This window comes from Variovorax sp. YR750, from assembly GCF_900109805.1.
GTDB lineage: Bacteria > Pseudomonadota > Gammaproteobacteria > Burkholderiales > Burkholderiaceae_C > Variovorax > Variovorax gossypii.
This window is the reverse complement of the sequence record NZ_FOBJ01000016.1, coordinates 203,668-228,898: the sequence shown is the minus strand read 5'-3', so window position 1 is coordinate 228,898 and position 25,231 is coordinate 203,668. Positions and strand designations below refer to the sequence as shown.

At 70.0% G+C, this 25,231-nt stretch carries 21 protein-coding genes; 6 read left to right on the top strand and 15 right to left on the bottom strand.

Annotated features, from left to right (window positions below; genetic code table 11):
- Positions 1-48: 48 nt before the first annotated feature.
- Together BMY35_RS29175 and BMY35_RS29170 are read right to left on the bottom strand one after the other, a co-directional pair.
- Positions 49-420, bottom strand: coding sequence for a DUF2946 family protein (locus tag BMY35_RS29175; protein ID WP_093206478.1), 372 nt, complete (start codon positions 418-420; stop codon positions 49-51).
- Between the two features lie 11 nt (positions 421-431).
- Positions 432-1,589 (bottom strand): TraB/GumN family protein, encoded by a 1,158-nt coding sequence (locus tag BMY35_RS29170; protein ID WP_093206501.1) that lies wholly within the window; start codon positions 1,587-1,589, stop codon positions 432-434.
- Between the two features lie 175 nt (positions 1,590-1,764).
- Between BMY35_RS29170 and BMY35_RS29165 the strand changes: the two genes are divergently transcribed.
- Together BMY35_RS29165 and BMY35_RS29160 are read left to right on the top strand one after the other, a co-directional pair.
- Positions 1,765-2,178: a VOC family protein gene (locus tag BMY35_RS29165; RefSeq protein ID WP_093206477.1), complete on the top strand. Its 414-nt coding sequence runs from the start codon at positions 1,765-1,767 to the stop codon at positions 2,176-2,178.
- Positions 2,179-2,185: 7 nt separating this feature from the next.
- Positions 2,186-3,358 (top strand): toxin-antitoxin system YwqK family antitoxin, encoded by a 1,173-nt coding sequence (locus BMY35_RS29160; protein ID WP_093206476.1) that lies wholly within the window; start codon positions 2,186-2,188, stop codon positions 3,356-3,358.
- 117 nt (positions 3,359-3,475) lie between these two features.
- Here BMY35_RS29160 and BMY35_RS29155 read toward each other — a convergent pair whose 3' ends face one another.
- Genes BMY35_RS29155 through BMY35_RS29145 form a run of 3 tightly spaced genes read right to left on the bottom strand, consistent with a single transcriptional unit; the run spans position 3,476 to position 6,453 of the window.
- On the bottom strand, positions 3,476-4,450 hold the full coding sequence (locus BMY35_RS29155; RefSeq protein WP_093206475.1) for a Bug family tripartite tricarboxylate transporter substrate binding protein: 975 nt from the start codon (positions 4,448-4,450) through the stop codon (positions 3,476-3,478).
- A 42-nt stretch (positions 4,451-4,492) separates the two neighbouring features.
- Positions 4,493-4,708, bottom strand: coding sequence for a hypothetical protein (locus BMY35_RS29150; RefSeq protein ID WP_093206474.1), 216 nt, complete (start codon positions 4,706-4,708; stop codon positions 4,493-4,495).
- Positions 4,705-6,453, bottom strand: coding sequence for an FAD-dependent monooxygenase (locus tag BMY35_RS29145; RefSeq protein ID WP_093206473.1), 1,749 nt, complete (start codon positions 6,451-6,453; stop codon positions 4,705-4,707). The genes BMY35_RS29150 and BMY35_RS29145 overlap by 4 nt, the downstream gene beginning before the upstream one ends.
- Before the next feature lie 98 nt (positions 6,454-6,551).
- Between BMY35_RS29145 and BMY35_RS29140 the strand changes: the two genes are divergently transcribed.
- The gene (locus BMY35_RS29140) at positions 6,552-7,334 is read left to right on the top strand and encodes a helix-turn-helix transcriptional regulator (protein WP_093206472.1); all 783 of its coding nucleotides are present in this window, start codon (positions 6,552-6,554) and stop codon (positions 7,332-7,334) included.
- Between the two features lie 10 nt (positions 7,335-7,344).
- On the opposite strand, the gene BMY35_RS29135 is transcribed toward BMY35_RS29140, so the two are convergent.
- Positions 7,345-8,448: a fumarylacetoacetate hydrolase family protein gene (locus BMY35_RS29135; RefSeq protein WP_093206471.1), complete on the bottom strand. Its 1,104-nt coding sequence runs from the start codon at positions 8,446-8,448 to the stop codon at positions 7,345-7,347.
- Positions 8,449-8,596: 148 nt separating this feature from the next.
- On the opposite strand from BMY35_RS29135, the gene BMY35_RS29130 reads away from it, so the two are divergent.
- Together BMY35_RS29130 and BMY35_RS29125 are read left to right on the top strand one after the other, a co-directional pair.
- On the top strand, positions 8,597-9,781 hold the full coding sequence (locus BMY35_RS29130) for a DUF3108 domain-containing protein (RefSeq protein ID WP_093206470.1): 1,185 nt from the start codon (positions 8,597-8,599) through the stop codon (positions 9,779-9,781).
- A gap of 114 nt (positions 9,782-9,895) precedes the next feature.
- Positions 9,896-10,207, top strand: a complete 312-nt coding sequence (locus BMY35_RS29125; RefSeq protein ID WP_093206469.1) for a BTH_I0359 family protein — start codon at positions 9,896-9,898, stop codon at positions 10,205-10,207.
- A 37-nt stretch (positions 10,208-10,244) separates the two neighbouring features.
- Here the strand turns inward: BMY35_RS29125 and BMY35_RS29120 are convergent, their stop codons facing one another.
- From BMY35_RS29120 to BMY35_RS29100, 5 genes are all read right to left on the bottom strand, one after another.
- Complete coding sequence (locus BMY35_RS29120) at positions 10,245-10,775, bottom strand: spore coat protein U domain-containing protein (RefSeq protein ID WP_177213732.1); 531 nt, start codon at positions 10,773-10,775, stop codon at positions 10,245-10,247.
- Positions 10,733-13,054 (bottom strand): fimbria/pilus outer membrane usher protein, encoded by a 2,322-nt coding sequence (locus tag BMY35_RS29115; RefSeq protein ID WP_177213731.1) that lies wholly within the window; start codon positions 13,052-13,054, stop codon positions 10,733-10,735. The genes BMY35_RS29120 and BMY35_RS29115 overlap by 43 nt, the downstream gene beginning before the upstream one ends.
- Positions 13,055-13,097: 43 nt before the next feature.
- On the bottom strand, positions 13,098-13,913 hold the full coding sequence (locus BMY35_RS29110; RefSeq protein WP_093206466.1) for a fimbrial biogenesis chaperone: 816 nt from the start codon (positions 13,911-13,913) through the stop codon (positions 13,098-13,100).
- A gap of 30 nt (positions 13,914-13,943) precedes the next feature.
- Positions 13,944-14,459, bottom strand: coding sequence for a Csu type fimbrial protein (locus tag BMY35_RS29105; protein WP_093206465.1), 516 nt, complete (start codon positions 14,457-14,459; stop codon positions 13,944-13,946).
- 248 nt (positions 14,460-14,707) lie between these two features.
- On the bottom strand, positions 14,708-15,763 hold the full coding sequence (locus BMY35_RS29100) for an AbrB family transcriptional regulator (RefSeq protein WP_093206464.1): 1,056 nt from the start codon (positions 15,761-15,763) through the stop codon (positions 14,708-14,710).
- Positions 15,764-15,841: 78 nt separating this feature from the next.
- Here BMY35_RS29100 and BMY35_RS29095 point away from each other — a divergent pair, with 78 nt between their 5' ends.
- Positions 15,842-16,735 carry a ChaN family lipoprotein gene (locus tag BMY35_RS29095; RefSeq protein WP_093206463.1) on the top strand — a complete coding sequence of 298 codons (894 nt, stop codon included), beginning with the start codon at positions 15,842-15,844 and terminating at the stop codon, positions 16,733-16,735.
- A gap of 72 nt (positions 16,736-16,807) precedes the next feature.
- On the opposite strand, the gene BMY35_RS29090 is transcribed toward BMY35_RS29095, so the two are convergent.
- From BMY35_RS29090 to BMY35_RS29075, 4 genes are all read right to left on the bottom strand, one after another.
- Positions 16,808-22,126: a beta strand repeat-containing protein gene (locus BMY35_RS29090; RefSeq protein WP_093206462.1), complete on the bottom strand. Its 5,319-nt coding sequence runs from the start codon at positions 22,124-22,126 to the stop codon at positions 16,808-16,810.
- 78 nt (positions 22,127-22,204) lie between these two features.
- Entirely contained in the window at positions 22,205-23,608 is a 1,404-nt protein-coding gene (locus BMY35_RS29085) for a CsgG/HfaB family protein (RefSeq protein WP_093206461.1), read from the bottom strand.
- Positions 23,609-23,621: 13 nt separating this feature from the next.
- Entirely contained in the window at positions 23,622-24,140 is a 519-nt protein-coding gene (locus tag BMY35_RS29080; RefSeq protein WP_256229942.1) for a hypothetical protein, read from the bottom strand.
- Positions 24,141-24,572: 432 nt separating this feature from the next.
- Entirely contained in the window at positions 24,573-25,148 is a 576-nt protein-coding gene (locus tag BMY35_RS29075; RefSeq protein WP_093206460.1) for a methylated-DNA--[protein]-cysteine S-methyltransferase, read from the bottom strand.
- Between the last annotated feature and the right edge of the window lie 83 nt (positions 25,149-25,231).

The window sequence follows — 25,231 nt, the reverse complement described above, 5'->3', positions numbered from 1 at the left end:
CCGCGCACGCGCATCGGGCGCGCGTGCACAGCTACGGTTTCGAGAGCGTCAGGAGAAAGTCGGGGGCCCGCGCGCCGGCAGCGGCGCCGCGGTGGCCGCGGCCAGGCGCGCGGCGGGGATGGGCTGGACCACGCGGCCCAGCGGCAGGGGAAGATCGAAAACGGGAGCCGCCGCGACCGGCGGCGGCGCGCCGGTGAGCACGCACAGCGGGCAGTCCATGTGCGAGGCGCCCATTTCGCGCGCCCCGTCATCGGTATGGACCACCACCTTGATGGAGCCGGCGCCGGAGCACACCAGCTCCACGGCCTGCGGATTGACCAGCGGAGAGGCCACCGCCACGCCCAGCGACATCACGAACCACAGCAGCACCCACCGGCCGGCGAGGGCGATGGAGCGGGTGGTTCGGTGCAGCGCGTGCATGGCGGCCGCGATTATCTGCGCACTTTGCCCTTGGCGGCAGGGGCCGCGGCCTTGGAGGCCGTCGTCTTGGTGGCTGCCTTGGCCGGTGCCCGGGCCCCGCCCCTGGCCGCGGCGGGCGCCGCCTTGGCCGGCTTTCCTCCCCTTGCAGCCGCTGCAGGCGCAGCCTTCCCACGCTGGCCCTTGACCGCCTTGCCGCCGCGCACTGCCCTGGGCGCCGGCGAAGGCGCCGCGAGCGCGGGCATCGGCTGCGCCGTCTGCTCCTGCGCGTTGGTGAGCACCGGCGTCACGGTGAAACCGCGCGCCGCCATCAGCGTGGGCAGCCCCTGCGGGCCGATCATGTGCAGCGCGCCGACCGCGGCGAACACGCCCTTGCCGCCGGCGTGCAGGCGCTCGATGCCGTCGGCAAGGTTCGGGTTGCGGTCGTCGAGCAGGCGCTTGAGCAGCCGCTGCTCGGCGGGCGTTTTGAGGCAGTCGCACCATTCGGGATAGCGCGCGAGCCGGGCAGCATCGCTGCGCGCCCAGACGTCGGCCAGTTCCTTGAGCTGGCCGCGCAGCTTGCCGGACTCCAGCTCGTCGAGCGCCGCGTCGACCTGCTCGGCCTCCTCGGACTCGGAGCCGCCGGTCAGCACCTTGAGCTGGTCGGCCGCATTCTCGAGAGCGACGATCGGCTTGTTGTTGTTGCGGGCGGCGACCGCCAGGGTTTCGTCTACGCCGAATTCCGGGTACAGCCCGTCGGGGCGCCCCACCAGCCCGGCCAGCGCCGTGACCTGCAGGATCGGCTGCAGCTTCGACAGCGAACCCGGCGGCACGCAGGCCTCGGTGTTCTGGCGTTCCAGCCGGCGGGCGCGCTCGCCGCTGAGCATGCGCGCCAGCAACTCGGGATCGGCCGGCCGGCCCATGGCGCGGGCGGTGGACTCGTCGCGCATGTCGAGTTCGAGCGCGACGGTGTCGCTCTGCATCAGCGCCTTCTGGATGGTCGGGCCGGGTCGCACCCAGTCGCCCCGGCCGATGTGGATGGTGCCGTAGAGCCACGAGGTGCGCCCGTCGCGCTCGATGCGCCAGAGCACCCCGCGGTCGATGCCGTTGCGCAGGCCGGCGCCGGGCTTCTCGAGGCTCGCGATGGCCGATGGCGGGCAGGTCGCGGCGTGGGCCGCGGCGAGGGTGAACATGCAGCACGCGCCGGCCAGGAGCCGCAGCGGCACGCGCCGGAGTTCCGGCGCGGAAGGAGAAGGAAAAAGGGCGTCGCGCATCCGAGCGACGAAGGTCCGGAGTATCCGCAAGGCTTGCTCCATGATGAAAGAAAGTCCGGCATTCTCACAGCACCGCTGCCCATAATCCGAAACCATGCAGAGCATCTTCCACCTTGCCTTCAATGTCCGCGACCTCGACGGCGCCCGCCGCTTCTACGGCGGCGTACTCGGTTGCGCCGAAGGCCGCAGCACCGACACCTGGGTCGACTTCGATTTCTTCGGCCACCAGATTTCTCTTCATTTGGGCGAGCCCTTCGCCACCGCCCCCACCGGCCGCGTCGGCGACGTGATGGTGCCTATGCCGCACTTCGGCCTCGCGCTCGCGCTGCCCGACTGGCAGGCCATGGCGAAGCGGCTCGAGGCCGCCGGCACCGAGTTCGTGCTGAAGCCGCAGGTGCGCTTCGAGGGCCAGCCGGGCGAGCAATGGACGATGTTCTTCCTCGATCCGTTCGGCAATCCGATCGAGGTCAAGGGCTTCCGTTCGCTGGACACCCTCTACGACAAGTAGGCAGCCAATGATCCCGCGCCCGGCCGCCGTCATCGGTCTCCTCGCGCTGCTGTGCGCCACGCTCGCGCATGCCCAGCTCGACTGCGAGATCAACGGCCGCAGCGTGAACCCCGACGACGGCAGCAGCACCGCGGGCAAGACCGGCCTGCTGCGCTGCAAGGACCGCACGAGCGGCGAGCTGCAGCGCGAGTCGCAGATACAGAACGGCGTGTCGATGGGCCTGGTGCGCATCTACGAGAAGGGCAAGCTCGCCAAGGAGCACAGCCTCAACGCCAAGGGCAACCTGCAGGGCCGCGCGCGCGAGTTCTCGCCCACCGGCCGCGTGCTGCGCGACGCCACCTACGACGACGGCCAGGAGCGCGGCCTGGTGCGCAGCTTCTACCCCGACGGCAAGCTGCGCCGAGCGATCTTCTATCCCAACTCGGACACCGGCGGCGGCAACGAGCGCGCGTCGGTCGAGTTCACCGAGCACGGCCAGCTCTCGGCCCTGCGCTGCGCCGACGCGCCCACGCTGGCGCCGGTGGTCGACGACGCCAAGCTCTGCGGCTTCTCGGGCACGGGCCCGTCGCAGGTCGACCTGTTCGATGCCCGCGGCACCTTGCGCTCGCGGCTCGCGTACGTGTCGGGCAAGCGGGTGCGCGCGCAGAGCTTCTACGACAACGGCAAGACCTCGTCGCTCGACGAGACGGTGGGCAACCAGCGCACCGAGCAGAGCTTCTCGTCAGAGGGCGTCAAGCGCCGCGAGACGGCGTTCCTGCTGGTGGAGCGCGCCAGCATCCGCGTGCGCGAGCAGGCCTTCTCCGAGAAAGGCACGCTGGTGCGCGACCAGCGCTGGAACAGCGCGGGCGAGCCGATCGTCGACGACAGCTACTACCTCAACGGCCAGCCGCGCAGCAAGTCGGCCTACAGCGGCAGCGGCGACGCGCGCGCGGTAGAGATCACCGAGTTCTACGACAGCGGCCAGCGCGCCGCGCAGGGCCGCTACGAGCTCCAGGGCCGCAACCGGCAGATTCCGGTCGGCACCCACCAGCGCTTCAGCGAAAAAGGCACGCTGCTGGCCGAGTCGAACTTCGACGCCAAGGGCCGCGTGACGCGCGAGCGCGCCTGGGACGAGAACGGCGAGCTGCAGCGCGACGACGAAGTCTTCGAGGACGGCTCGCGCAAGGCGTACACAAGATAACGCCCCCAGGCTCCGCGCACTTCGTGTCGCTGCGCCAACCCCCTACCGGGGGCGACACCTGCGGCCCGGCGAAGCCGGTTCCGCGGTGTCCCGCGAAAAGAGCCGCTCCTGGCGAGCTCAGTCCAGCTTGATCCCCGCCTGCTTGATGATCGGCCCCCAGCGCTTCGACTCTGCGCGCGACAGCGCCGCGAACTGCGCCGGCGTGCCGGGCATCGCTTCCATGCCGAAGTCGTCGAAGCGCTTCTGCACCGCGGGCGTGCTGAAGGCCTTGTTCAGGTCGCCGTTGAGCTTGTTCACCACGGCCGCCGGCAGGCCGGCCGGGCCGAGGATGCCCTGGAAGGCGAACACCTCCGTATTGGGCACGCCCACCTCGGCCAGCGTCGGCACGTTGGGCAGCGGCTTGCTGCGCGCGCCCGAGCCGATGGCCAGGACGCGCACCTTGTTGCTCTGCATGATCGGCAGGCCGGAGGCCAGGTCGAGGAACATGCAGGGTACCTGCCCGCCCATCACGTCGGCCATGGCCGGCGCCGCGCCGCGGTACGGAATGTGGGTGATGAAGGTGCCGGTGCGCACCTTGAACATTTCCATGGCCAGGTGGTGCGGCGAACCGTTGCCGGGCGAGGCGTAGTTGACCTTGCCGGGGTTGGCCTTCACGTAGGCCAGGAAGTCCTTGAAGTTCTTCGCCGGGAAGTCGGGGTGCACGACCAGTGCCAGCGGGAACTTGCCGATGGCGCCGATGTAGGTGAAGTCTTTCTCGGGGCTGAAGGGCAGCTTGCTGAAGAGATGCTCGTTGAAGGCCAGCACCGCGTTGTCGGCCGACAGGATGGTGTAGCCGTCGGGCTTGCTCTTGGCGACGATGTCGGCGCCGATGTTGGTCGATGCGCCGGGGCGGTTGTCGACCACGATCTGCTGGCCCAGCGTCTGGCGCATGGCCTCGGCCAGCACGCGCGCGATCACGTCGGTGCCGCCGCCCGCCGGATAGGGCACGACCCACTTGATGAGCTGTGCGGGGTACTCCTGCGCGCGGGCGAAGGGCGATGCGGCCATTGCGGCGCCGGAGGCGAGCGTGGCGAGAAGGGTGCGGCGATCCATGGAAGCGGTCTCCAATCAGCTAGTTGTATGTAGTTCCGGAAATCAGGAAGCGGACAGCGATGGTACGGGCAGCGCGCGCAGGGCGTCGGCCAGCGCGGCGCGGCAGCGCGCCTCGTCGCCGACCTGCTCGAACAGCAGCAGCGCGAGCCGCGCGAGGAACAGCGATTCGCGCTCGGCGCCGGCTTCGGAGATGGCGCGCGCGCACTCGGCATACAGCCGGTCGCGGGCATCGGGTTGAAGTTGGGATGCAGTAGTCATGCGGAAAGCTCCCGGGCCGCTCGGGCCAGTGCGGGTTGCAGGGCGCCCGGCGGCAGGCGGTGCCAGCGCGCGGCCACGTGGCCGTCGGGGCGCAGCAGATAGACCGCGCCGTCCCGCGCGCCGAGCGCCTCGAAGACTTCGGGCGCGGCGTGCGCATCGGCGCCGTCGGTGCCCGGGCTGGCGATGCTGCGAACCACAGAGGGCAGCGCGCCCTTCCGTGCCTGCTCGATGTCCGGGGCCGGCAGCGCGACGAGGTCGGGCCGCAACACCAGCAGCGTGAAGGTGGGCGCGATCCAGTCGGTGAGGTGACCGCGTTCGAGCTGCTGCTCGGGCATCGCCTCGCCCGGCAGCGGGCCTGCGGGCAGCGCGTCGCCCTCGCTCGACAGCGGCGAGGCGGCATAGCGCACCGCCTGCGTCTGGCGCGGGTTGATGAGCTGCGCGATGCCGCGATGCGCCTCCGACAACGACAGCGCCGCCTCGCGCAGCAGGTCGAAGCCGCGCGACGGTGGCGACATGAACTCGGTGCTGCGCATCGCGTTCTCGGCGTTCACGTGGAAGGCCTCGATGCGCTCCTGCGAGTACGAGTCGAGCAGCGCCGCGTCCGACAGGCCCTTGGCCACGAAGGCCAGCTTCCACGCGAGGTTGTCCGCGTCGTCGAAGCCCGAGTTGAGCCCGCGCACGCCGAAGATCGGCATCGCATGCGCCGCGTTGCCCGCGAAGACGACGCGGCCGTGGCGGTAGCTCTCGAGCGTCATCGCACCGGCACGATAGACCGAGGTCCACACCGTCTTCCACGGCAGGTGGCCTTCGCCGATGGCGTCGAGATGGCGCTGCACGAATTCGGCCACTGCTGCCGGCTGCAGCGCCTCCTCGGTGCTCTGGCCGGGGCGCAGCTGGTAGTCGATGCGCCAGATGTCGTCGGGCTGGCGGTGCATGAGCACGGTCGAGCCGGGGTTCCACGGCGGATCGAACCAGGCGCGGCGTTCGGTCGGGTGGCCGCTCTTCAGCTCGATGTCGATGATCACGTAGCGGCCTTCGTAGCCCGTGCCTTCCAGCGCGAGCCCCATCGTCTTGCGCACGAAGCTCTGGCCGCCGTCGCAGGCCGCGAGCCACTGGCCGCGCAGCCGGTAGGCACCTTCGGCATTGCGCACATCGAGCGTCACGCCTGCGTCGTCCTGCGAGAGGCCGGTGAGCTCGGTGCCCCAGCGGATATCGACGAGCCCCGGCGTGCGCTCGTTGCGGCGCAGGATTTCCTCCAGCAGGTAGTGCTCGGCGTAGTACTGCTCGAGATTGATCATCGGCGGCAGCTTCTGCCGCTCGTCGTTCGGCATCTCGAAGCGGAACACTTCGGCCGTCTTGTAGAAGCTGCGCCCGCCGGTCCATGGCAGGCCCTTGTCCATGAAGGCACGCAGCACGCCGAGCCGCTCCATGATCTCCAGGCTCCGGCGCGAGATGCAGGCCGCGCGGCTGCCAACGCACACGGTGTCGTCGGCCTCGAGGATCACGCTGCGCACGCCGTGGTTCGCGAGCCCCAGCGCGAGCGCCATGCCGACCGGGCCGCCGCCCGCGATCACCACCGGGTGGCTGCCGGCTTCGACGCCGCCGGGTTCGAGCGCGGGCGTCCTGGGTTCGTAGCGCGTGTAGTGGAAGGCGCCGACGGAGGGCGGCAGTTCGGTGGCGCTGGCCGGCGGTGGCACGGGGCCGCTGGCGGCATCGCCGGGAGAGGCAGCGGGGGAGTTCGTCATCCGGCGGGATTGTCCCGATGCGCGCGGGGCGGCAATGTCATAACTTCGTACGAGGTAGTTACCCGAATCCCCGCTCTCCAATTCCCCGTTTTCCACGCATGAGACGCTGGCGCATCCACCCCGCCGATGACACGACGCTGGCCGCGGCCGTGGTCGGCGACGTGCTCTCCGGCGTGGGCACGCCGCTCCTGGCGACCAGCTATCTCAAGGCCATGCAGCGCGTGATGCCGGTGACCTTCTGCACCGTGTTCGTGGTCGACGCCGCGGGGCGCATCGAGCTGGTGTCGGCCGCCAGCAGCTACGGCAGCACGGCCGAGCGCACATCGGAGCGCTACGTGGCGCAGCGCTTCGATCTGCTCGACCCGAACATGGCCTGGCTCGCGGCGCGCAAGCTGCCGAAGCGCGCGCAGCTATGGATGGGCCACCAGCGCGCCGACGAGGTGGCCGACCCGGTGTACCGCGCCGCCTGCTATGGCGACGTGGGCATCCGCGAGCGCGCATCGGTGCTGTTGCTGCAGCCCACGGGGCAGCGCGTGGCGGTGAGCTTCTACCGCAGCCTCGCGCAGCCGGAGTTCGGCGCGGCGGACTTCGCGCTCATCGAGGCGCACGCCACGCTGCTGGCCGACGCCACCGCGGCGCACGGTCGCAGCGCCGTGGCTGCGCGGAAGGCGGTGGAACCCGCCCTCGCCTCGCGGCTGCTGAAGCTGAGCCTGCGCGAACGCGAGGTCATCGGCCACCTGATGGCCGGCCGCACGGCCAAGGAGGCCGCGCGCGAGATCGGCGTGGAGCTGACGACGGTGCGCACCCACCAGTACCGCGCGTTCCGGCGGCTGGGGATACGGTCGCAGAAGGAGCTGCTGCGCGGCGCGGGGCCGCACTGAGCGAGCAGCCTCAGTCTTCCGAGGCTTCTTCCGCCTGCGGCGCCTCGTCGCCGACTTCCCCGGCCTGCTGCGGCTTCACCAGCGACACCGGCGCTTCCTTCGGGCGGCCGGCGGTGGACACGATCTCCTGGTCGATCGCGCCGAACAGCGAGCGCCCGTCCAGCCCCTTCATCTCGATGCGGATGGTGTCGCCGAACTTCATGAAGTCGGTGTAGGGCTGGCCGGTCTGGATGGTCTCGATGCAGCGCTTCTCGGCGATGCACGAGTAGCCCTTGGGCCAGTCCATGTGGCCGTTCTTCTCCACGCCCTTGTTGCTCACGGTGCCGCTGCCCACGATGCTGCCGGCGCGCACGTTGCGCGTCTTGGCGATATGGGCGATGAGCTGGCCGAAGTGGAAGGTCATTTCCGGGCCGGCGTCGCACATGCCGACCTTGCGGCCGTTCCAGCTGCTTTGCAGCGCGAGGTGCACGCGGCCTTGCTGCCAGGCCTCGCCCAGCTCGTCGAGCGTCACGGCCACGGGGCTGAAGGCGGTGGCGGGCTTGCTCTGGAAGAAGCCGAAGCCCTTGGCCAGCTCGGCCGGGATGAGGTTGCGCAGGCTCACGTCGTTGGCCAGCATCACGAGGCGGATGCCCTCCAGCGCCTGCTCGGGCGTGGCGCCCATGCGCACGTCGCCGGTGACGACCGCGATCTCGGCCTCGAAGTCGATGCCCATGGCCTCGCTGGGCACGACCACGTCGTCGGTCGGGCCGAGGAAGTCGTCGCTGCCGCCCTGGTACATCAGCGGGTCGGTGTAGAAGCTCTCGGGCACCTCGGCGTTGCGCGCCTTGCGCACCAGCTCGACGTGGTTGATGTACGCCGAGCCGTCGGCCCACTGGTAGGCGCGCGGCAGCGGAGCCATGCACATCGACGGATCGAAGGGAAAGGCGTGGCGCGCGCGGCCGGCGTTGAGACTGGCGTACAGGTCCTGCAGCTGCGGGCTCATGAAGCCCCAGTCGTCCAGCACCTGCTGCAGCCGGTTGGCGATGCCGGTGGCGTAGTGGGCGAGCGTGAGGTCGCGCGATACGACGACGAGCTGGCCGTCGCGCGAGCCGTCCTTCAGGGTGGCGAGTTTCATGATGCGGTGCGTGCTTGCTGGGAGGAAGGACGGGGACGCGGCGCCGGCACGGACCGGGCGCCGCTCCCACTTAAACTGGTTGGACGGGCGGCAGTTTACCGAGGTGGTCTTCGTGAACCTCCGGGCCGGCGCCTCACTCCACACAACGATGCCGACGCTCGTCGCCCCTTCTTCCCAGTTGCCTGCAGGCCTGCCCGGGCGTCCGTCGTGGCGCGCGCTGATCGGGCTGACGCTGCTCGTGGCGCTGGTCCACGTGGTGCTGCTCGGGGTGGCGCCGATGGCCATCGGGCCGGAGCCTTCGCCGCTGGCGAGCAAGTTCAGCACGCGAACCATCGTCATCGCGCCGCCGGCCTCGGAAGCACCCGCGCCTGCCGCCGCACCGGCCCAGGCCAAGCCCGCGCCGCCGCCCAAGCCGCGACGCCCGCGCGAGCCCACGGCGCCCAGGCCGAAGCCGGCCCCGGCAGCCGTCGCGCCGACGCCGGAACCCGACACCCCCACGAATCCCGCCCCGGAAACGCCCGACCTGACGGCCCAGGCCGCTACCGATTCAGGAGCAACGTCGCCGGAAGCGGCGGCCAGCGCGCCGGCGGGCCCGACCTCTCCCGCCGGCGGCACCGGAACCAGCACCGCGGCAGCCGTCGGCGGCGAAGGCTCGGGCACCATCGCGGGCACCCAGGCGATGAAGATCCCGGGCTCGGTCACGCTCGATTTCGAGGCCACCGGTCAGTCGGGGGCCTCCCCGCAGCGCGGCGTGTTCGGCGAGCTGGTCTGGCTGCAGGACGGCAGCCGCTACGACGGACGGCTGACGCTCAAGGCGGTGTTCTTCACGCTGCTGAACTGGCACAGCACCGGGCGGATCGGCCCTTCCGGCCTCGAGCCGGAGCGCTATTCCGAGAGCCGCAAGTCCGAGGTGGCCTCGCATTTCGCGCGCGACCGGGGGCAGGTCGTGTTCAGCAACAACGCGCCTCCCGTGCCCCTGCTGGCCGGCGCCCAGGACCGCATGAGCGTGATGATGCAGCTCGGCGGCCTGCTGGCCGCCAGCCCGGAGCGCTATCCGGCCGGCACCAAGATCTCGGTGCAGACCGTGGGCCCCAAGGATGCCGATGTCTGGGTCTTCGTGGTCGGCGAGGAGGAAAAGCTCAGCCTCCCGGCCGGCGAGTACGTCGCCCGCAAGCTCACGCGCGACCCACGCCGGGATTTCGATAGGAAACTGGAGCTCTGGCTTGCGCCAGCGTACGGCTACCTTCCCGTGCGCATCAAGCAGACGGAGACCAACGGGGACTTCGCTGACGCGCAATTGCGCAAACCCCTGCCTGCGGGCCCGTCAAATTGAGGAGAAAGTCACACCAACGGAGCAAAAGGGACTGGAGATATGCCAATTAGCCTGTTGGTTTTACAAATAGACAACCTATCTTGAAACTGGCGCGTTGATTGCTATCTAACCCCCATGAACGCCATCGACATTCTCACAGGGCCCGCCATGAACATGCTTTATGACTCGGAGTCTTTCGTCGTCGTGCACGTACAGCCCAACGAGGGCGACGCGCCCGCGCAGCCGAACATGCCGGTTCTGGAGCGCCACGGCTTCGAGATCGTGGACAAGCGTTCGGGCAAGGAGGTCTACCTCGATGGCTCATGGGCGGAACTGTTCCAGCAGCAGATCGCCGCATGGCAGCTCAACACCCCTACCCAGGAAGAAGTCGAAGACACGCTCGAGGGCTACGCCGAACTGGCGCATACCCCGGTCCTGGTGCACTGAGCCCCCACCGAAAACCGCAACACGCGACACGCGAGCCTCAGTAGGTCACGGTCACCGTGATGGTGTCGGAATAGCTGCCCGGCGCGGCCGTGTACTGGCCGGCGGGTATGCGTCCGTAGACGGTGTGCGTGGTGCTCGCGCTGGCATTCCCATTGAACCCGACCGATACCGAAGCGCTGCCCGACACCGTATCCGTCGCCCACACCGTTCCATAGCCCGAGCTGGTGTAGAGGTTGTAGCTCAGGGTGCGGGAGCCGTAGCTCATGTAGCGGCTCGCGGTCGTTCCCGAGTTTCCCGCGCTCAGGCTCAACGTATAGCTCAGGGTGTCGGTCCCGAGGATGCGCCCCGAGAAAGTGGCTGTCACCGTGATGGTGCTGCTCGTGGTCGTGGCGCTCGACGTCCCCGCGCTGTAGCTGCCGAAGCTCATGGCCGTCGCGCTGACGGTGGCCGAGCAGTTCAGCGTTCCCAATCCCGAGCCCGAACATGTCGCGTGCGTCGGTGCGGCACACAGGAATAGCACGCCGATCAGCGCGCCGAGACCGATGACGCGGGCGTTCCTGTTTCGCATGTGTAAGGTCCGATCTGTGGCAAGGTGCCGGCGGTGGAGACGGGGCCGACCGTGAAGCTGCAACGCCCGCCGCGCCATCTCGCCTCGAAGCGTTCGCCCGCGCGGGGCCGGTCGAGCTGCAACGCGCCGCCGTAGCCCGTGATCAGCGGCGCGGCGCGGTTCTCTCCCACGACATCGATGCCCGCCGGCAACGGCGAGCCGTCGGACAGCAGGACTCGCATGGTGACGCTCGCATCGCGCGAGATGTCGAAGGTGGCCACTGCAACGCCCTTGTACGAGGGCACCACTTGCAGCACGTCGGAGTGCACCTGCGCCGAGATCGGCAGGTCGCCGTTGTCCACGCTGATCCTGTTCGCCTCGTAGGCGTGCAGTCCCGTCACCAGCGCGCGCCCCTCCCCATCGGTGGTCGTCGCCAGGTTGTTCTCCCGATAGATCCTGATGCCGGCTGCACCGGGCACCGTCACCAGCGCGAAGCCGTCGCTGGACGACTGCGCCGCGAAGAACATGCCCGACGCATAGCCCAGCGAGCCTTCGGCCAGGACTCTTGCGCTGGTTTCCTTGTCGAGTTCGACGGCCTGCGCGGTGAACGTCGCATAGGGCGTGCGCCAGGTCGCCTCGGCCTGCGCGCGCTCGGTTTCGCCGTGCGAGGCGGCCACGCGCCAACCCAGGCCCTCGTCGCTCGGCGGCGTCTGGCTCACGTCGATCGTGGTGGTGGTCCTGCCGTTGTTCCGGCCCATCGTGGCCGACGCGGTCTGCCGCTCGCCCAGCGGCAGGGTCAACATCAGCCCGACCGAGGCCACGCGCTGCCGGCTCGCTGCGGTGGCCCCTGAATCGGTGCGCGCCACGTAGGTATTCAGGTACACGGCGCCGAGCTGGATGGAATGGTTGAGCGACAGCACCTTCGCCTCGTCGCCGCTGCTGTAGCGCAGTGCCGTATAGGCCAGCCCCAGGCTGCCGAGGCGGCGGCCGAGGGAACGGCCCACGAACAACTGGGCCTGTCCCGTGGTGTGCGTCTGGCTGTCAAGCCAGGCGACCTGCATGAAGCACGCGCTCGCCGTCTGCCGGCTGGCCGAGAAGCTCCACTCCGGGGCGATGTGCGCGAACGAGACACGCGCCAGCCTTCCGCTGCCCGTGTCCTGCGAACGACTGGTCGCGCCGTGCATGCCGAACTCTCCCAAAGGCGCCCACACCCAGGTCAGGCCGGCGCCGGCGACCTGAAGCCGTGGGCCACCCTCGCCATGCAATTCCAGCGTGGCCGTGTCGCTGAGACCGCGGCGCCAGTTGCCGGCGGCGAACATGCTGCCGTAGTCGTTGCTGCGAAGACCATAGTTCAGGCGGCTCCATCCGAGGTTGACCGAGTAGTCCGAAAGGCCCGCGCGCAGCAGGTTCGTGCTCACGTAGTAGGGCGTGGTGACGGTGCGCCGCACGCCCAGTGCGTCGGACACCGAGAAGCTCATCTCGCCCGCGCCAGTGAGCACCGGCACGTTGTTCAGCGAGAAGGGGCCTGAAGCGACCTGCCCCTGGTAGTGCAGCGTGTTGTTGACGTAGGCCTCGAGCGTCGACGCCACGGCCGCCCCGCCCGTGAGAGAAGGCACGGGATAGCTGATGTAGCCGGGGCTCAGCCCGAACTGGGTGCCGAACTGCAGTCCGGCGAAGCGCGACGGCGTGGACCATGCGGCGTTCTGCGTGATGGCGTCGCCGACTGTCAGCCGCGTGAGGCTGTCGGGGTCGTCGAGGCGGTAGTAGCTCTCGAGCCGGACCGTCTGCGCGAGCGACGAAACACCCGCCGCATCCTGGTAGGCCGTCTGCCCGACGAGCACGCTGTTCGCCAGCAGTCCCCAATGGCCGGACACCGTGCCGTCGAGCAACCCCGACGCGGCCGTGCCGTTGCGGTCATGCTGCAGCGCGACGCTGTAGTTGACGAAGGCGGCATTGACCGACGGCGTCAGCGCCGGCCGGCCCGCAGCCCTGCCTGCGAGCGCGTTTGCCACGAAGGCCGTCGCCGGCAGGCTCACGCGCGCCGTCTGCGTGCTTTCCTCGAGCGTCACGCTGCCGTCCGGCAACGCGGCGAGGTCGTAGTAGTCCACCCCACCGACCACTGCCGCCGTGCGATCGGGAACGACGACGCGCCATGCCTGCAGGTCGGCGCGGCTGAAGAGCAGCCGGCCGCCCTGCCGCAGCGCCGAAAGCGCGGCCCCCTGCGCCGCGCCGTTGACCTCCACGTCGACGATCAGCGCAGCGGGCGCCGCATCGTCCGCCGCCCGGGCCTGCATCGCCATCAGGCAACCGCAGAAGCAGCAGGCAGCGCAGGCCGGCAGCAGCCTAGCGAGCCACGGCAGCCGCACCTGGCACCTGCAGGAAGACCGGGGGCAGCGGCACGTCGGAATCCGTCTGCGCCTCGAACTGCAGACTCGTGCCCGGCGGCAGCGAAGGCAGCGACACCGGCAACCGGGCGCCCTGCCGCGGCAGCACGTAGACCGACATCCGCTGGCGCAGCAGCTCCTTGCCATCCGCCTGGCGCACGGTGACTTGCGTGAACTGCAGATGCTCGCGCCCCAGGTTGTCGACGGCCAGCGTGGGCGCGGACTGAGGTGCGGACGTGGCAACCGGCGCGCCTAGGCGCCAGGTCGCCGAAGGCGTGCCGGCAGGCGTCGAAGGAGGCACGAAGATCGGCAGCACCAGCTGCAGCAGGGTCTGCAGTTCGGGGCCGGCCCCCGGCGCTTCGCCGCCGCCATCGGCCACAGGAAGCGCCTTGTCGCGCGGCAGCTGTCTCAGGAAGATCCGGTAGCTGCGTTCGGCGTCGGCCAGCGCGCCCACCTGCAGGCCGAGGCGCACGATCTGCCGGCCATTGGGCGGAATCCGGAAGATGGCCGGATTGACCAGCACCTCGCGCGTCGGCGCATACACGTCCTGCCCGTCCTTCTGCGACCAGCTCATGACCTCGGCCTGCATCGGGATCTCGCTCGCGCCGTCGTTGGTCACGGTCAGGGAGGCCACCGGCCGGCCGGGCTGCAGCACCACGCGCACCGGTGCGATCTGGATGCTGGCGGCGCCGGCATCGAAGGAGCCGGCCATCGCGGCTGCGAGCGCGATGGCCGCCGCACGCGACATGCCGATGCTGCCGGCGAGATGGCGCATGAGCCGATCGACGAGCACGATCCGCGAAGCTCAGTAGGTGAGCGTCAGGGTGATGGTGTCGGTGTAGTCCGTGGCAGGCGCTACTGCGTACTGGGCGGCCGGGATCTTGCCGTAGACCGTGTAGGTCACGGCCGATCCGGTGCCGGTGTAGTCGGTGCCGGTGGTGCTGTTGCTCCAGTTGGTCGCGTAGGTCGAGTCCTTGTAGAGGCCGTACGACAGGCTGTTGTAGCCGCTGGTCGCGGTGGCGCTGGTCATGGTGCGTGCCGTCACCGAGCCGCTGGTGCCTCCGCTCATGCCCAGCGAGTAGGTCGTGCCGTAGGTGCACTGCACGGTGAACGCGGTGCTGCCGGTGAGGGCCGTGCCCGGCGTGAAGCTGCCGAAGGCGAGCGTATCGGGCGTGGACATGGCGCAGGAGCTCAGCACCGTTGCCGTCACCTTGAAGGTCGTGGTCGCCGTCGTCGCCTGCGCGGACTGCAGCGGCAGCACTGCAAGCGCCACGACGGCCGTCATCGTGGCGATGGCGCCACCAAGTCTCGGGATATTCATGCTTCGCCCTCGGAACAGTAGATATTGGAAAGAACCGCCGGACGGGTGTCCGGCCCTGAATCGCAAGCCGAATGTGGTCTTTGGTATGACTGGCCAGCGACGGGCGCAGTAAACCTAAAGAGTTAGGAAACAATTAGCAGCGTGTGAGGAAAAAGTCTCGGAAGTAACCGAAGCCTGCGAACGGGCAAAGAAAAAGCGCCCCGCGGGCGCTCCTTGCTGCTTTCTGCTTCTTCGCCGGGCGCCCGCCCTCAGCGGTAGATCCACCGGAACATCGGCCCCACGATCAGCAGCACCGCCACCAGCCGGCAGACCTGGAAGGCTGTGACCACCGGCACGCCCAGCTGCAGCACCTTGGCCGTGATCGACATCTCGGCGATGCCGCCCGGCGAGGTGCCCAGGATCATCGTGGCCGGATGCAGCCCGGTCGCCCAGGCCAGCAGCCAGGCCACGGCGGCGCACAGCAGCAGCATGCCGAAGGTGCCCAGCACCACCGAGCCCAGCCAGCGCGGCGCCGTGTGCAGGAACTCGCGGCTGAAGCGCACGCCCAGGCTCACCGCGATCACCAGCTGCGCCGTGTTCGACATCCACGTGGGCACGGCCGACAGCGACTGGCCCGCCATCGTGAAGCCCATCGCCACCAGCAGCGGCCCGATGAACCACGGATTGGTGCGCTTCAACGCGCGCATCGCCAGGCCGCCGATGCCGGTCGCCGCCGCCAGCAGCGCGAGCCCGCCGGGGTTCACTTCGCGCACGCCGGGCGGGTTGATCTCCAGCCCGTGCAGCCCGCTCCACTGCATCGCGAAGGGGATCGTCACCGTCACCACCACCAGCCGCAGACTGTGCGCCGCGGCCACCAGGTCGGTGCGCGCGCCGGCCGACTCGGCCATCAGGGTCATTTCCGAGGCACCGCCGATGGCACCCGAGAAGTAAGTCGTGGCTCTCATCGACTTCGCCGGCACCTGCGGCATGCGCGACGCATGCATCGAATGCAGCCAGCGCCCGAAGCCGACGCCCAGCAGCAGCGCCCAGGCAATGGCCAGCACGATCGCCCACCACACGCTGGCCACGAGCCCCACCACGTGCGGCGTGAAGTACAGCCCGAGCGCCGTGCCGATGGTCCATTGCCCCGCGTTGCGCAGCGGCGTGTAGCTCGCGGTGGGCGCGCCGGCGATGGAGGCCAGCGACACCGCGAGCAGCGGGCCGATCATCCAGGGAAGCGGCGTGTGCAGGGCCAGGCACGCGCACGCGGCAGCGAGCGCCAGCAACAGCGTGGCCAGCACGCGAACGGGATAACGGGAAGACACGGACCGGAGGAAGGGACGACAGGGAAAAGCGGCGGCGGACGGCACCGCGTGCGCGCGCCGAGGGCATAGTATGGCGCGATGCCTCTTCCTTACTGGCCCGCCCGGGCTTCACGCTTCCTGCTGCCGCCCCTGTTCGCCGCCACCGCGTTCACGACGGGCTGCACGGCGCTTTCCTTTTCTTCTTCCGGCGCCGCCGACGCGCCCGATGCCCCCATCGCCCGCCGCGTCGCGGCGCTGCAGCCGGTGGATGCCGTGCTGCTCGGCGAGCAGCACGACGCCCCCGAGCACCACGTCATCGAGCGCGAGGCGGTCGAGGCGCTGGCCGAGCGCGGACATCTCGCCGCGCTGGCGCTGGAGATGGCCGAGGAAGGCCGCAGCACCGCGCAGCTCGCCCGCACCGCCACCGAGGCGCAGGTGCAGGCCGCCCTCGACTGGAGCGACAAGGCCTGGCCCTGGGCCAGCTACGGCCCCGCCGTGATGGCCGCCGTGCGCGCGGGCGTGCCCGTGGTCGGCGCCAACCTGCCGCGCGCCCGCATGAAGGACGCCATGGCCGACGTCTCGCTCGACGTGCAACTCAACGGCGAGGCCTACGCCGCGCAGCAGGACGCCGTGCGCGAGGGCCACTGCAGGATGCTTCCCGAGTCGCAGATCGTTCCCATGACGCGCATCCAGGTCGGCCGCGACCGCGCGATGGCGCAGGCCGTCGTCAAGGCGAGGAAGCCGGGCCAGACGGTGCTGCTGATCGCCGGTGCCGGCCACGTCGTGCGCGCGCTCGGCGTGCCGCAGCACCTGCCCGACGAGGTCAAGGTCGCCACCGTGCGGCTGCTGGCCGCGCAGGCCACTTCGGCGACAGACCCCGCCACGGGCGACTACGACCGCATCTGGCGCACGCCGCCTTTGCCCGAGAAGGACTACTGCGCCGAGTTCAAGCGACAGCAGCAGCAACAGACGAGGCCGCAGCCGAAGACCTGAGCGCGCGACCCACGAGAAAAAAGCCGCCGGCCCGAAGGCTCGCGGCTTTTCTTTCTTCAGGAGTCCGCAGACTCAGCGCGAGGTGATCGTCGACACCACCGAGTTGCCCGTCGCCGAGGCCGTGATCTGGTTGCCCGTGGTGCGCAGCGTGCTGTTGCCCACCGGACCCGAGACCGCGACGCCGAAGTTCACGCTCGTCACCGTGGCCGTCACCGCGCCGCTGTTGACCTGGTAGTTGCCGATGGCCGCGCTCGGCGCGCCGGTGTTCAGCGCCGTCTGCGTCACGCGGTTGGTCGCGCTGTTGCCGAAGGCCTGCGCCGCCAGCGTGTTGCCGGTGACGCCGGCAGCGCCGTTCGACACGCCCGCGCCGGTGCCGTTGAGCGCCACCTGGTAGCTCGTGCCCGTGCTGGTGGCCGACACCGCGCCCGCGTTGTTCTGGCTGTTGAGGATCGCCGCGCTGGCGCCCACATTGAGCGCCAGCGGCGCGCCGACCAGGCTCGAGGTACCCACCGTGGCCGCACCGCCGTAGCTGCTGCCGGCGCCGGACTCGAGCACGTTGGTCGCCGCGTTGCCGCGCGCCAGCGCCGCCGTCGTGTTGCCGTCGAGCGAAACGCTGCTGCCGTTGAGCGGCACCGCGCTCGCCAGCGTGGCATTGGCCACCGTGCTGGCAGTTGCCGTCACGCCCGCCGTGCTGCCCTGCACGTTGACGATGCCGGTGCTGGCGCCCTGCGTCGCGCTGCTCGCCACCGTGGCGGTATTGGCCGCGCGGTTGGCCGTGGCCTCGGCGAAGGTGCTGTTGCCCGAGATCGTGAGCGCGCCGTTGATCAGCCCCGTGGTGGGCGCGGCGTTGTCGTCGTTGTGGATCGAGGTGGCGGCGGTGCTGCTCACCGTCGATGCGGCCGTCTGGCGGTTCGACAGCACGTGGTCGCCGGTGGCCGTCACGTTGTCGGCGCTGCCGGTCTCGCCGAGCGTGGCCGAGCCGGTGGCGCCCGCAGGCAGGGTGTTGACCGCGCTCACGCTCAGCGTGTTCGAGGCGTCGTTCATCACGCCCAGCGCGGTGTTGCTGTTGCCCGAGAGCCGCACCGTCGAGCCCGTGGACCCGGCCGGCGCGAACAGCTCCTGCGTGGACGATGCCGTCACCGGCGCGGTGCCCGCCTGGCTCGACTGCAGCGCAGTGCGCGCACCCACGTTCGAGCCCGCCAGCGTCACGCTGTTGAGCGCCGTGTTGGCCACGGCCTTGGCGCTCTGGCTGTTGTTCGTCACGCCCAGCGTCGAGGCATTGACTGCGGACAGCGGCGCCGAGTCGATGCCGATGCTGCCCGTCGCGGTGGCCGAGACCGCGCCGGAGCCGACCTGCACGTTCGCCAGCGCATGGTCGGCCGACACCGCCACGGACGAAGCCGGCCCACCCGTCGCGGTGGCCGACGCCGGCGCACCGCCCGCGATGGCGCCGCTCTTCACGTCGATGCTGTTGGTGGCTGCGCTGCCGGTCGCGGCCGCGATGGTGCTGTTGCCGTCCAGCGTCGCGCTGCTGCCGACGAGCGCGGTGGGGCCGGTCAGCGTGAGCTTCGTCGCGTTGTTGGCGTTGGCGATCACTGCCGCGCTGCTGTCCTGCGCGTTCAGCACCGCCGTCCTGGCCGACTGCGAGGCGCCGCCGGACAGCGAGGCCGCGTTGGTCGCGCGGTTGGCAGACGCTTCCGAATACGTCGTGTTGCCCGAGACCGCGAAGCTGCTGTTGACCAGGCCCGAGTTGCCGGCCACCAGCCGGTCCTCGTTGTAGATCGCGGTGTCGGCGGTGCTGGTGACGGAGGTGCCGGCCGACTGGCGGTTCACCAGCACCTGGTCGCCCGCGGCGATGGTGTTGCCGGGCAACGGGCCCTGCGCGATGAGCGCCGGCGCCGGCAGCGAGCCCGAGGTGCCGCCCGTGACGGCGAGCTTGTTGTCCACGTCGTTGATCACGCCCAGCGCCGTGTTGGCGTTGTTCGACAGCTTCACCGACGAGCCTGACACCGAGGCCGGCGCGAAGGCCTGCATGAACGAACGCGCCTCCACCGCCGCCGTGCTGCCCTGCCCCGACATCAGCGCGGCGCGGGCCGACACGTCGGTGGCCGCGAGCGCGATGGCGTTGCTGCCGGTGTTGGCCACGGCCTTCGCGCTCTGCGTGTTGTTGGAGGCGCTCAGGGTCGAGCCGGCGATCACCGCGCCGGGCGCCGTGTCCACGCCGAAGGCGGCTGCCGTCTTGGAAGAGATGGTCGGGCTGGTCACGAGCTGGATGTTCGAGAGCGCATGGTCGGCCACCGCGCCTGCAATGCCGGCGATGCTGGTCGCGCCGCCGAGCGGCAGTCCGTTGCCCACCGCGATGGTGTTGCCCTTCACGTCGATGCGGTTGGCCGCGGCATTGCCCGTGGCGGAGCCGCCTGCGGAGTTGCCGTCCACCGTCACCTGCGAGCCCTGGATGCTCGCGCCGCCCAGCACCACCTGCACGCCGTCCTTGTTGGTCAGCAGCGGGCCTTCCTGGCCGGTGAGCGAGCTCACCGCCGCGCTGGTGAGCTGCAGGTTCTGCACCGCGGTGGTGGTCGAGACGCCGACGGCATCGATGCCCACGCCGTTGGCGGCGCTGTTGCTGGTGGCGCCGGCCAGCGTGGCGTTGCCGGTGGCGGCGATCTTCGAGTTGCTGACCGCTCCGCCGACAACCACGTTCACCTCGGGCCCGCCGCTGCGCTGCGCCGACACCGAGCCCTGTCCCGATTGCGCGTTCTGCACGCTGAAGGCCGCGTTGGTGGCGAGCACGTTGCCTGTCAGCGTCGCGCCCGACAGCGAGAAGCCGGAGGTGTCGATGTCGTTGCCCGTCACCTTCACCGTGTTGCCCGTGGCGCGGCTGCCGTAGGCCAGCGCCTCGGCCGTGTTGCCCGAGCTGGTGACCGAGCCGTCGGCCAGCGTGCCCGTGACCGTGGTGCCGGCCACCACGCCACCGGCCGCGATGGCCGAAACGCCGGTGCCCGCGCCCGCCACCGCCTGCGTGTTGGTGACGTTGGCCACCGAGGCATTCGCGCCGCTCAGGTTGTTGATATTGAGCGTCACGCCACTGGCGGCGTCGTTGCCGTAGGCGGCGGCGACGAAGGCGTTGCCGCTATTCGCGACGCTGGCGGCGGAGACGTTGCCCGCGACCGCGGCCGCGAAGGTGTTGGCGCCGGTGGCCGCGGAGTTGACGTTCGCCTGCACCGACTGGTCGTTCAGCACGCCGTAGGCGGCGCTCACCGTCGGCAGCGCGCCGGCCGAGTTGCTGAACGGCAGCCCGCCGAGCAGGTCGACCGTGACGCTCGATGCCGGCGTGATGCCCAGGCCGGGTGCGGCCGCGAGGTTGCCTGCGCTCACGCCCAGCGTGTTGGCGGCCGAGTTGCCGTAGGCGATGGCGCGCTGGAGGTTGTCGGTGAGCGCGGCCGAGCCCCCGCTCAGGTTGCCGTTCACCAGGAGGCGCGCCTCGGGGTTCGACAGCCCCGCGCCGACGGCGGAATTGGCGTCGTTCATCTGCACGCTCGCGATGCCCGCGCCCGTGCCCACCGAGTTGCCCGAGAGCGTGAGCGTGTTGGTGGCGCCGCTGCCCAGCGCCACGGCTTCCTGCCGGTTGTCGTCCAGCACCAGCGTGCTGTTGGCGACCGGCGCGCCGCCGCCGTTGGCGACCAGCCAGATCTGCGAGCCGATGCTGGTGGCCGCGACGCCGCCGCCGTAGTTGCCCTGCAGGTTGGTAAGCGTGGCCGAGCCGCCGGCGGACACGCGCCCGTCGGAATTCGTGCCGCCCGTGAGCGTGGCGTTGCCCGTGCCCAGCGCCACCGTGCCGGCCTGCAGCGCGAGGCTCTGCGTGATCTGGTTGCCCTGCGCGGTGGCCGCCGAGGTGTTGTCGGAAACGCTGACCGTGCTGCCGGTGGTCTGGCCCGTGCCGGGCGACTCGCCCGTCTGCGCCGCGATGACCGAGGGCAGCAGCAAAGCGCTGACCGGCGCGTTGGAGTTGGCCTGCTGGTTCGACACCGCGGCGGTGCCGGTGAACGAGGCCGCATTCTTGCCGGTGGCGATGGCGCTGGAGGCCGTGTTGCCCGTGACGGCCGCCGTGATGCTGTTGTCCGCGAGCGTGACCTGGCTGTTCTTGCTCGACTGCACGCCGGCCAGGATCTGCGCGCCCGTGGTCTGGGCGACAGTGGTCACGCCGAGGTTGCCCTGGCTGTTGACGATGGCCAGGTCGCTGTTGACGTTGCTGGTCACGCCCACGCCGTTGTGGATGCTGTTGTTGGCCGCGGTGGCGGCCGTGCCGGTGCCCGCGACGCTCACGTCGTCGATCAGGATGCGGTTGCCCGCCACGCCTGCCGTGGCGCCCAGCGCCTCGTTGCCCGTGGCCGCGCTGGAGATAGCGTTGCCCTGCACCGACAGCGAGCCCTGCAGCACGTTGGAGCCGCCCGCGGGCGCGCCGCTGACGATGCCCATGATCACCGAGCCGGTGTTGGAGGCCGAGCGCGTCGCGAGGATGCCGTTGCCGTTCGCCTGCAGGTTCGCGACCACCGCCGAGCCGGCGAAGGTCGGCGCGCCGCCCGACTGGATCTCGGCCGTGCTGTTGGCGCTGTTGGCCTTGAGCACGGCGGAGATCGAATTGCGTTCCAGCGATGCGGCCGTGGTCAGCGTGTTGCCCGCGTTCGCGGTCAGCATCAGGTCGACCATGTTGCCCAGCACCACCGCGCTGGAGCCCGTGCCCGTGGCCGACTGCAGCGAGGTGACGACGATGTTGCCCTTGGCGTCGAAGAGCGGCGCGCCCGCCGGATAGGTCAGCACCGAGGTGCCCGCCTGCGCCGGCGCCGCGACCGCCGCGGCGCCCGAGACGATCGAGCTGCCGCTGTTGAGCGTGGTGGCGGCGGAGATGGTGTTGTCGGCGTTGACCACGCTGCCGGTCTGCAGCGTGCTCGATTCCGAGGCCAGCTTGCTGCCGGTGACGCTGCTGTTGATGACGCCGGTGTTGGTCGCGACGCCGAGAGTGGCCGCGTTGTTCACCGGCAGGCCGGGCGCGGCCTGGATGCCGTTGCCGAAGCTGTTGCCCGTGGCGGTCGCGCCGATCAGGTTGCCGCTGGTGCTGATCGCCACCGGGTTGGGATTCGACGGCGTGCCGGTGGACGTGGTGCCCACGGTGGCGCCGGTGATGGCGGCGTTGACGTTCGCAGAGTTGGTGGTGCCCGCATTCACCGAGGGCGTGCCCGTGGCGGTGCCGTTGTAGGCGGCGTCGACCGAAGTCTCCGCGGCCTGCGCGCCGGAGGCCGCGGCGATCAGCGCCATCGCGACTGCGGTGCCGATGCTGCTGCGGCCGAACATGGGCGCGCGTGCGGCCCGGCTCTGGATCTTGCGTGCTTTCATGTCATGACTCCTCGGATGTTGGATGCGGTCTGGCTCGGAAAACGGATGGATGCGCGCTGCGCGGAACGCGCGAAGCGGTCAGTCGCCCTTGACGGCGCTGTCGGAAGAAGATGAAGAAGGCGCAGCGCCGCTGACCACCGGGCTGCCGATGCGCAGCTTGGCGATTTCCTGCAGGCCCGGGCCGTCGCGGTGGATCGACGTGTCGGCCGCGTCGGGCCGCCAGGTGATGCTGATGGCACCCGGCGCCACGCCGCGGTTGGCCAGCGCCGAGGTGACGGCCGCGATGCGCTGGTCGGTCAGCTCGTCGCGCTTGCGGGCGTCCCAGTTCTCGGTGTCGCGCGCCACCAGCACGATGTCGGTCGTGCCCTTCTTGGCGGCGCCGGCGATCTGGTCGATGAGCGCGAGCGAGCTGCCGCCCAGCGTGGTCGCACCGAAGTCGAAAGGCACCTGCGTCGCCGTGCCCGTGAGGCGCGCACCGCCGGCGCCACCCGCGTTGACGGCCACGCTGCCCTGCGCCACCGGCGAGGCGACGGCCGCGCCGCCCGCCGTCGCTACGCCCGGGTTGTCGACCTTGCGCAGTTCGGCCGCGGGCGTGAGCGGAATGGGCTCGCCGCCGCCCGGGCGCATCGTCATGCAGGGCCGGTAGTCCACCTGAGTGACGGCCGACATGAGGCGGACGACGCCTTCCTCGAGCGCGGCGCGCACGCCCATCTGCACCGGCTCCTGGCCCTTGGCGCCGATGTCCACGTCGTAGAGCTTGCTGCCGAAGAAGCGGAACACGTTCAGGCCCACCTCGTAGCCGTTGAACTGCTTGGTGAGGCTCACGGTGCGCACCACCATCAGCGACTTGGTGTCGACGATGCGCAGGTCGATGCTCACCGACTGGCTGAAGGTGCGCGCCTTCACGCCCACCTGGTTCACGCCGAACTCGGCGCCACCGGAGTTGATGTTGTAGTTGAGTTCGGTGATGCCGCCGACGATGAAGTAGTCGGACTTGTTGATGGTGCCGCCGAAGTACGGCAGCCACGGCACGTTCTGCCCGCCGTTGGGCCCGCCTAGCTGGTGCGTGCGGCCGTCGCCCAACTGGCGGCGATCGGCGTACGCGAGCTCGCGCTCGGCGATCACCGGGTCGAATCGCTCGGCGATGCTCACCGCGCCGCCGAGCTTGCCGAGCGCCGAATACACCATCAGCGCGCCGCCCTGCGTGATGGCGTTGCCTTCGTTGATGCTGTACTTGCCCGTGTAGTCCTTCACGTCGCCCACGCCGATGATGACGGGCGGGCGCCGCGTGGCCGCGATGTGGTCGGCGTAGCAGGCGAGCACCGCCTCCATCGGCGTGACGTTGTCGCGCACCGAGGGGCCGAGCACCACGGGTGCCTCGTTCGGCGCGAAGCGCTGCTGCGGCGCGGAGACGCAACCCGCCAGCGCCAGCGTGGCGACGGCGGCTGCGAGAACGAATGTGCGGCGAATGCGATGCTGCATGACGCGCTCCCGCTCAGTTGAGCACGCCGAAGGCGCACGCCGAGCTGCCGCCCACGCTCGCGGTCTGCGCGCCGGTGTTGCCCTGCGTCGAGTTCAGCGCCTGGTTGGCCGCGCCCTGCACCTGTGAGCTGGTACCGCCGACGATGCCCGATGCGACCGCGCCCGAGTTGGCCTGCGAGGTGCCCACCGTCGCGCCGCCGAGCGTGCCCACGGCCGTGCGGCTGTCGTTGCCCGATGCGTTGGAAGTGGAGCCTGCCGTGCTCGGCGAATTCGCGACCGTGCTGTTGTTGCCGTCGTTGCCCGTCGAAGTGGCCGAGACGTTGCAGTTGTACTGGCGGCCGATGTTGTTGGTCGTGTTGTAGACCGGTGCAGAGTAGTAGCCGCTCTTCTGCTTTCGGATCATGTCCTGGATCGCGGCCTGGTTGACCTTGTCGGTGCTGGTCTGGAACTGCCATGCGGCGTTCTCGCCGACGTTGTTGGCATGCGCAGCCAGAGGCACGCACAGCAGTGCCCAAAGAAATACGCGTTGCATGACGATCCCTCTTTCGCAAACGCACCCGAGGAATTCACGAGTGCCGTGTTTCGCGAGGGGATGCTAGGCACCGGCTGCAGTGGCCGGTATCCCTGGAACCGGTGGGCGGCATCCCGCGAACCGGTAGAAATGAAAGTGGCATGCCCACGACCTCGCGAGGGCCAAAGGGGCCGCGCGGCGCTTGCGGCCGCGCGTCGGAAGTTCAGGCTAGTCGCCGAACCAGAACAACAGCCAGACGCTGACCGAACCCAGCGTCGCCATCACCAGAATGAGCTGGAGACCGGCGGGAAGCGGCTTGCTCATCCAACGCTCGAAGTCTTCTTCCATCTCCGTCTCCTCGTTCTGGAATGAGGGGTCGGAGCGTGAAGCGTTTGCCGTCTTCTGTCAAAGCAGAAGAAATACCTCGTCGATTTCTTCGTCGACCTTTCTCATTCAGAACGGAAGCGACATCGTTGCCGGCTCCGCGAGCCTGCCGGCAGGCTTCGCATCGACCGCCGGCAGCGCGCCCTCGTGCTGCAGCAGTCGCTGCTTGCGAAAGACGCCACCGGCATAGCCCTTGAGGTCGCCGTTCTTGCCGATCACGCGATGGCACGGCACGACGATGCTGATCGGGTTCGATCCGTTGGCCGCGCCAACGTCGACGGCAGCGCGCGGATCGTCGAGGCCCAGATGCCGTGCAAGCTCGCCGTAGCTGGTAGTGCGGCCCGCCGGAATGCCGCGAAGCGCGGCCCAAACCTTCTGCTGCAGCGCGTCGCCCAGCGTGGCGACGGGCAGCGTCTCGATGGCCGCGAGGTCGCCGTCGAAGTAGCGACCGATGGCATTGGCCACCGTCTGCGGCGCAGAGCCTTCGCCCAGTTCCACTTCGTCGTCGTGCAGCTGCCGCAGAAGACGATGCAGGCGGGCGCGATGGTCCGCGAAGTCCAGCGCATGGATCGCGCCGGCGTGGTCGGTAACGAGAAGAAGCTCGCCCAGCGGCGAATCGAGACGGCTCAGTTGCAGCTTCAGCATGATCGTGTCCTCGAAAAGGAGAAGGCGGCGGGGGCCGCGAACAACTTCATGTTGCGCGTTCCCCGCCGCCTTCACTCGCCGTA